At 68.3% G+C, this 6144-nt stretch carries 4 protein-coding genes and 2 pseudogenes; 2 read left to right on the forward strand and 4 right to left on the reverse strand.

All coding sequences use genetic code 11. The annotated features are described in order from the left end of the window. Positions 1-757, forward strand: a 757-nt coding sequence (locus x551_RS17250; protein WP_036249754.1) for a DUF3108 domain-containing protein, incomplete at its 5' end; no start/stop codon positions are given. 4 nt (positions 758-761) lie between these two features. Here the strand turns inward: x551_RS17250 and x551_RS23665 are convergent. Further along, positions 762-1250, reverse strand: a complete 489-nt coding sequence (locus tag x551_RS23665) for a hypothetical protein (protein WP_051495899.1) — start codon at positions 1248-1250, stop codon at positions 762-764. A 152-nt stretch (positions 1251-1402) separates the two neighbouring features. Here x551_RS23665 and x551_RS17260 point away from each other — a divergent pair, with 152 nt between their 5' ends. Then, the gene (locus tag x551_RS17260; protein WP_036235376.1) at positions 1403-2191 is read left to right on the forward strand and encodes an enoyl-CoA hydratase; all 789 of its coding nucleotides are present in this window, start codon (positions 1403-1405) and stop codon (positions 2189-2191) included. Here the strand turns inward: x551_RS17260 and x551_RS17265 are convergent. From x551_RS17265 to lysS, 3 genes and pseudogenes are all read right to left on the reverse strand, one after another. Next, on the reverse strand, positions 2182-2565 hold the full coding sequence (locus x551_RS17265) for a DUF779 domain-containing protein (RefSeq protein ID WP_036249757.1): 384 nt from the start codon (positions 2563-2565) through the stop codon (positions 2182-2184). The two genes, x551_RS17260 and x551_RS17265, sit on opposite strands and share 10 nt — an antisense overlap. 79 nt (positions 2566-2644) lie before the next feature. Beyond that, positions 2645-4164, reverse strand: a pseudogene (locus x551_RS28225) (aldehyde dehydrogenase family protein). Between the two features lie 361 nt (positions 4165-4525). Beyond that, a pseudogene (gene lysS / locus x551_RS28230) lies at positions 4526-6034 on the reverse strand (lysine--tRNA ligase); the annotation flags it as partial. Positions 6035-6144: the final 110 nt, after the last annotated feature.

Below are 6144 nucleotides of genomic sequence, written 5' to 3' on the forward strand. Positions count from 1 at the left end.
CAGCGGCCGTGTCCGAGACGGCGCGAGTGCGCCCGCCGATCCGCTGCCGGGCCCACCCACCTTCGCCTGGCCGGCGTCGACCCGCCTCAGCTACACCCTCACCGGCAACGTGCGCGGCGAGGTGCTCGGCACCGCGCAGGTCGAGTGGCTGCGCGACGGGGGGCGCTACCAGGTGCACCTGGACGTGGTCGTCGGGCCGGGCTTCGCCCCCCTGATGCAGCGGCGCATGACGAGCGACGGCGAGATCACCCCGCAGGGTCTGGTGCCGCGCCGCTACGACGAGCGGACCCAGGTGGCCTTCGGCCGCACGCGAACGGCCAGCCTGCACTTCGACGCCGACGGCGTGACGCTCGCCAACGGCCAGCGCCATCCCGGTCTGCCGGCGCTGCAGGACACCGCGAGCCAGTTCGTGCAGCTGACCTACCTGTTCACCACCGGCGCCGAGCGCCTGCAGCCGGGCGGACGCATCGAGATGCCCCTGGCTCTGCCGCGGCGCGTGGACCGCTGGGTGTACGACGTGATCGGCGAGGAGGTCCTGGCCACCCCGTTCGGTCCGGTGCCGGCTTGGCATCTGCGACCGCAGCGGGAAGGCGACGCCAGTTCGCTCAGCATCGAGGCCTGGTTCGCTCCCAGCCTGCAGTACCTGCCGGTGCGCATCGTGATCCGTCGCGGGACCGATGAATTCATCGACCTGATGATCGAGCGCCTGCCCCTGCAGGCCGCCGACGAGCCCTTGGGCGGATCGGCGCTGCGCTGACCGTTCAGCTGCCGGTGTGTGCGAGGCCGACGTGCTGCTCGAACTCGGCCGCCTTCGCCTCGCCGAGCTGCTGGCGGACGACGGTGGCGGCCAGCGCGAGCGCGGCCTGCATCGCCTCGGGCGTCTTGGCCTTCTCGACACGGATGTTCGTCGAGTCGGCATAGGGGCCGAGGTGCGCGCTCATCCAACGCACGGCCCGTTGCCGCGTCTCCTGGAGTGTCAGCACCACGGCATTGACCAGCGGCGTCGCCGGGGCGGCCTCGGCTGGTAGCACCACATGCACCGCCGTGACGGCGATCACCTCGATATGACCCTGTTCGAGCAGCGCCTGCAACGTGTCGTCGGCGGGTGGGGTGATCAGCTTCCTGAGTTCTTCGTCCGAGCGCTTGCCGTCGACGAGGATCAGCGCCTGACGCAGGCGCGGCACCAGCCGCAGCGCGCGAGTGGCAATCTCGTTGCGACCTTGTTCCGTCTTGCGGTAGATGGTGCTCATGCGTTCCGACGAAGAAAACTTCGCAAGTTTGTAAGACTAGCGCAAGCTGATGTCTCCGGCTGCGTCGCCCGGTCGGCTGCACAGCGGCAGGTGCGAAGGACAGCACGCCGCTGCCCGTTACAGTGTCGCCTACTGCGAAAGGACGCCCTGACATGGACTACCAGCATCTGCTGACCGAAGTGCGCGGCAGCGCCGCGCTGAAGACCGGCTGGATCACTCTGAACCGGCCCAAGGCGCTGAATGCGCTCAACGATGCGCTGATGGACGAACTGGGCGACGCGCTGCGGGCCTACGACGCCGACGCGTCGGTTGGCTGCGTGGTGATCACCGGCAGCGAGAAGGCCTTCGCCGCCGGCGCCGACATCGGCGGCATGGCGTCGCAGACCTACATGGACGCCTACAAGGCCGACTTCATCACCCGCAACTGGGAGGCGGTGCGCAGCGTGCGCAAGCCGGTGATCGCGGCAGTGGCCGGCTACGCGCTGGGCGGTGGATGCGAGCTGGCCATGATGTGCGATCTGATCATTGCCGCCGACACGGCGCGCTTCGGTCAGCCGGAGATCAAGCTCGGCATCATCCCCGGCGCCGGCGGTACGCAGCGGTTGCCGCGGGCGGTCGGCAAGGCCAAGGCGATGGACCTGGTGCTGACGGCACGCATGATGGACGCGGCCGAGGCCGAGCGCGCCGGCCTGGTGTCACGCGTGGTGCCGGCCGATCGCCTGCTGGCCGAGGCCCAGGAGGCGGCGGACGCGATCGGCGCGATGGGGTTGCCGGCCATCCTGGTGGCCAAGGAGTGCGTGAACCGCGCCTACGAGTCGCCGCTATCGGACGGCGTGTGGTTCGAGCGGCGCATGTTCCAGTCGCTGTTCGGCACCGAGGACCAGAAGGAAGGCATGGACGCGTTCGCGAACAAGCGCAAGCCGGTGTTCCGTCACCGCTGAGCGGCGGCGCGCTCGTCGTCCAGGATCTGCGCGAACTCCTCGTCGGTGAACAGCCTCGACCGGGTGTGGAAGGCCTTGCCTTCCGGCCCCTCGAGCGAGAAGGTGCCGCCGCCGTGGCCGTCGATCACGTCGATGATCAGCTGGGTGTGCCGCCAGTACTCGTACTGCGACTTGCTGATGTAGAACGGGCAGCCGCCGATGTCGCCGAGGTACACGTCACCGGCACCGATGGTGAGTTCGCCCGGCAGGTAGCAGTTGGCGGCGCTGTTGTCGCAGCACCCGCCCGACTGGTGGAACATGAGTTCACCATGTTTCTGCTTGAGCAGCTCGATGAGCTCGACCGTCGCAGGTGTGGCAATGACTTTGTCGACCATGTGGATCACCCATGGAAAAGGGGGTGGATGCCCACCCCCTCCGGTTTGCAGGCGCAGGGCCGGCGTCGCGATCTCGCGATCAGAAGAAGCCGAGCTTGTTCTCGCTGTAGCTGACCAGCAGGTTCTTGGTCTGCTGATAGTGGTCGAGCATGACCTTGTGGTTCTCGCGGCCGATGCCCGACTCCTTGTAGCCGCCGAAGGCGGCGTGCGCGGGGTAGGCGTGGTAGCAGTTGGTCCACACGCGACCGGCCTTGATGGCGCGGCCCATGCGGTAGGCCACGTTGCCGTTGCGGCTCCACACGCCGGCGCCCAGGCCGTACAGCGTGTCATTGGCGATGGCGAGGGCTTCCGCCTCGTCCTTGAAGGTGGTCACGGCCAGCACCGGGCCGAAGATCTCCTCCTGGAATATGCGCATCTTGTTGTGGCCCTTGAAGATCGTGGGCTGCACGTAGTAGCCGCCGTCGAGGTCGCCGCTCATCTGGGCCTGCTGCCCGCCGATCAGCACCTGCGCGCCTTCCTGCTTGCCCAGGTCGAGGTAGGACAGGATCTTGGTCAGCTGTTCCTTCGAGGCCTGCGCGCCGATCATCGTGTCGGTGTCGAGCGGGCTGCCCTGCTTGATCGCGGCCACGCGCTTGAGGGCGCGCTCCATGAACTTGTCGTAGATGGATTCGTGGATCAGCGCGCGCGACGGGCAGGTGCAGACCTCGCCCTGGTTGAACGCGAACAGCACCAGGCCTTCGATCGCCTTGTCGAGGAAGGCGTCGTCCTTGTCCATCACGTCGGCGAAGAACACGTTCGGCGACTTGCCGCCCAGCTCCAGCGTGGCCGGGATCAGGCTGTTGGCGGCGGCCTGCGCGATCACGCGGCCGGTGGAGGTGGAACCGGTGAAGGCGATCTTGGCGATGCGCTTGCTGGTGGCCAGCGGCATGCCGGCCTCGCGGCCGAAGCCGTTGACGATGTTCAGCACGCCCGGCGGCAGCAGGTCGGCGATCAGCTCGGCCAGCACCAGGATGCTCACCGGGGTCGACTCGGCCGGCTTCAGCACCACGCAGTTGCCAGCGCCCAGGGCGGGCGCGAGCTTCCACGCAGCCATCAGGATCGGGAAGTTCCAGGGAATGATCTGGCCGACGACGCCGAGCGGCTCGTGGAAGTGGTAGGCCACCGTGGTTTCATCGATCTCGCTGACGCCGCCTTCCTGCGCGCGCACGCAGCCGGCGAAGTAGCGGAAGTGGTCGGCGCTCAGCGGGATGTCGGCGTTGAGCGTTTCGCGCATCGGCTTGCCGTTGTCCACCGATTCCGCGTAGGCCAGCAGTTCCACGTTGGCGTCGATGCGGTCGGCGATCTTCAGCAGCACGTTGGCGCGCTCGGCGGCCGAGGTGCGGCCCCACTTGTCGGCGGCGGCGTGGGCGGCGTCGAGCGCCAGCTCGATGTCCTCCGGGCCCGAACGGGCGGCGCGGGTGTAGGTCTTGCCGGTGATCGGCGTGATCACGTCGAAGTACTGTCCCTTCACGGGGCCACGAACTTGCCGCCGATGAAGTTGTCGTACTGGGCCTTGAAGGCGACCTTGGAATCGGAGGAGCCGGGATTGGCGTAGCGCATGGGGTGTCTCCAAAGAAGTGGGATGAGCGGGTAATCCGTCGTTCGCGACTGCAGGGGCCGCGTGCCGGTTGCCTTGGGGTCTGACAGGGCAGGGTTCGTGCCACGCGGCACACGGGGCCGAGCAACGACCGATCCATTGCAGTAATCGCGAAGAAGGATTGCTACCGGCTGCGCCATCCAGGGCCGCGGCGGCGTCACTTGCTACCTGGTGGAGCAACTGCGGAGCAGACGCGCAGGAATCCAACCTATGCGAGCAAATGCATAGGATGAGGCGGCGAAGACCCGCATCGATGCGGGCATCGGCGCCCTGCACCGATGCGACGCCGTGGCGTGCGCGGTTCGGCTCAGCCTCGCGCCGCAGCGCGGGGAACAGGATCACGTCGCGGATGTTCGGCGAGTCGGTCAACAGCATCATCAGGCGGTCGATGCCGATGCCGCAGCCCCCGGTGGGCGGCAGGCCGTGCTCGAGCGCGCGGATGTAGTCGGCGTCGAAGTACATCGCCTCCTCGTCACCGGCGTCCTTGTTGGAGGCCTGTGCCGCAAAGCGCGCGGCCTGGTCCTCGGGGTCGTTGAGCTCCGAGAAGCCGTTGCCGAACTCGCGGCCGGTGATGAAGAGCTCGAAGCGCTCGGTGATCGTCGGGTCGGCATCGGAGGCGCGGGCCAGCGGCGACACCTCGACCGGGTAGTCGACGATGAAGGTCGGCTGCCACAGCTTCTCCTCGACAGCCGCCTCGAACAGGCCGAACTGCAGTTCGGCGAGCGACCAGTGCGCCGGCACCTTCTCGCCATGCGCTTCGAGCTTCGCGCGCAGCACCGTGGAGTCGACGGCTTCCGCCGCGCTCAATCCTGCATGCACGACCAGCGAGTCGCGCACCGAGAGCCGCGCGAACGGCGATTCCAGGTCGACGGCCTGCCCACCGTAGGCGAGCTGCGCCGTGCCCACCGCCTTGCGCGCGGCGTGGCGCAGGATCTGCTCGGTGAAGTCCATCAAGTCGTGGTGGGTCCAGTAGGCAGCGTAGAACTCCATCATCGTGAACTCGGGGTTGTGCCGGACCGACACGCCCTCGTTGCGGAAGTTGCGGTTGATCTCGAACACCCGCTCGAAGCCGCCCACCACCAGCCGCTTCAGGTAGAGCTCGGGCGCGATGCGCAGGAACATCTGCTGGTCGAGCGCGTTGTGGTGCGTCACGAAGGGCTTGGCGTTCGCGCCGCCGGGGATGGGGTGCAGCATCGGCGTCTCGACCTCGAGGAAGCCGTGCTCGACCATGAACTGGCGGATCGAGCTCACCGCCTTGCTGCGCGCGCGGAAGCGCTCGCGCGAGGCCTCGTCCATGATCAGGTCGACCTCGCGCTGGCGGTACTTGAGCTCCTGGTCGGCCATGCCGTGGAACTTGTCGGGCAGTGGCCGCAGGCTCTTGGTCAGCAGCCGGATCGTGCCGACCTTGAGGCTCAGCTCGCCGGTGCGGGTCTTGAACAGCGTGCCCTCGGCGCCGAGGATGTCGCCCAGGTCCCAGTGCTTGAAGGCGGCCAGCGCCTCCGGACCGACGGCGTCGGACGTGATGTAGAGCTGGATGCGGCCCGAGCCGTCCTGCACCGTCGCGAAGCAGGCCTTGCCCATCACGCGCTTGAGCATCATGCGGCCGGCGATGCGGGCCGGGATGGCCAGCGCCTCCAGCTCCTCGGCGCTCTTGCCCTCGTGCAGGCGGTGCAGATCGACGGCGTGGTCGCCCGGCTTGAAGTCATTGGGGAAGGCGGCGCCCCCTGCGGCCTGGGCCTGCGCACGCAGCGCGGCGAGCTTCTCGCGGCGTTCGGCGATCAGCTGGTTGTCGTCGGTGCCGGGCGCGGCGGCGTTCGGGGGCGTGGTGGTCATGGGGTGGTCCTGGGAGCGGCGGCACGCGGGCAGGGCGCACGCGGCGGGCGAGCGGCGGATTTTAGAGACTGGCTCCGCGCCGGCGGCCGGAACCCCGGGCCGGTGCCGGC

Origin of the sequence: Methylibium sp. T29, from assembly GCF_000576205.1 — a bacterium.
Classification (GTDB): Bacteria; Pseudomonadota; Gammaproteobacteria; order Burkholderiales; family Burkholderiaceae_C; genus Methylibium; species Methylibium petroleiphilum.